1 protein-coding gene is annotated in these 1556 nt (G+C 40.6%); it reads right to left on the reverse strand.

Annotated elements, in window-relative coordinates:
• Positions 1 to 380 precede the first annotated feature (380 nt).
• Positions 381 to 1280: a hypothetical protein gene (locus B9H04_RS18490; RefSeq protein ID WP_139835161.1), complete on the reverse strand. Its 900-nt coding sequence runs from the start codon at positions 1278 to 1280 to the stop codon at positions 381 to 383.
• Positions 1281 to 1556 lie beyond the last annotated feature (276 nt).

Genomic DNA, 1556 nt, shown 5'->3' on the forward strand with positions numbered 1-1556 from the left:
GTTCTTATTTTAAAATGAGTCACTTACAAGATAAATTGCCCGTGGGTGACTCACTTTCAATCATACTTAGCTTAGTGTATATAATCTAGCTTACCATCTGCTATATCAGATAAATCTAGAATCACCGTGAGAGAACCGGATAGCTCATCATGGCTATATCCGATTAACTCATTATCGCTCTTTAGAGCCTCTTTAACGTCGTCTAACTTACTGTCGTCTAGTGTTGAAGTATAATATCCCTCTGTCGTTGTTATTTCAGTCATTTTGCGAACCCACAGTTTTTACACTCTGAAAAGAAGGTGTAATCAATCCCTTCGGGAGATCCGGGTAATTCGTTTTCAGAATAGCTATCAGAGCCACATTTTGGACAAGCCATTATCTTATTCCTCCCGAACTACTGCGATTACCGTTTCGCCCGTATCCTCTTCTAATTCGACCGATCCGGTCCAATTGGGTTCATTTTCAGGATCTCTAAGAGCCTGTTTAAGCTCTGAATCTTGGGTAGTGACTCTCTTGGAGTTTGGTCCGACAGACTCATACATAGTTTCCTCATCAGACTCTTCTAAATCTTCGACAAAATCATGCCAATATTCTTTATCTGAGTCTTTCCACGCTTCTAATCCCTTATCTAGTTCGTCTATTTCAGTAGAAGGATCGTTAATCTCGGGTTCCGACTCATTCAGCATTGATTCATACTTCTTGTCTACCTCTGCTAACGATTTTTGAAGCTCTTCTTCATCGACTGTAGAACTAGAGTCGTCAGACATTACCCGCTGTATCTCACTTCCCTTCATGTTCTTGAATTTCTTATCCAGAGCCGGATCGCGGTATGCCTCTTTGATTCTCTCACGCTCTAAACGACGCTTGTTCTTTGCCACCTCCCGGTTGTGAGATTCTACCCCCTCCCGGATTTCGCTCCAAACTTCATCAATATCCTTGGGCTTAGACTCACCTTCAATAGTTTCTGACTTTCTCTCAAGTTCTTCAATGGTTTCCGGTTCAAAGAATTTTTCAAGCCTATCTGACGCGATAGAATCCAAGTTAACCTTTATAAATCTCTCATCTTCGCGCCGTTCTCTGATACGGGCGTTTCCACCTTCTAACTCTTCTACTACAAGATCCTCATCGGGATTCAAATCCCGTTCCTGAATATCCTCATGGGAACTAAGCTCTGCTACAGTAGATCCGCCGTTATGGTTACTGCTACCTTCGGGAGTAATGATATTGTTATTTCGCCCGGTTCTCTGCACCTTTTGGAAATTCGCGCCTTTAGTCGTCATAATATAAAACCTCTAAATTTCTAGTTCGTTTTCTAAAAGTTCGTCGTAACTGCTATACTCATTTTCTATCTTTTGGAGCTTGAGCTTCTTTCTCATGTCCTTGGAGAGACTGATAGAAGTAAACTCTCGCCCGCTTCGACCGTCATTTATTTCAGACATCTGTGTTTAATAAGAAGGGATACTAACTTATAAACTTAACGAATTATAATAGATATATTTGAAATATCTAAACTCTGAACCCCTAAAGTTTGGAGATACAGAATTTCTATATTGTAT

Origin of the sequence: Halorubrum ezzemoulense DSM 17463, from assembly GCF_002114285.1 — an archaeon.
GTDB classification, from domain to species: Archaea; Halobacteriota; Halobacteria; order Halobacteriales; family Haloferacaceae; genus Halorubrum; species Halorubrum ezzemoulense.

What these genes read in the sequence shown, in the direction of transcription:
- B9H04_RS18490 (WP_139835161.1), bottom strand. Translation starts at nt 1,280, where the DNA reads ATGACGACTAAAGGCGCGAATTTCCAAAAGGTGCAGAGAACCGGGCGA.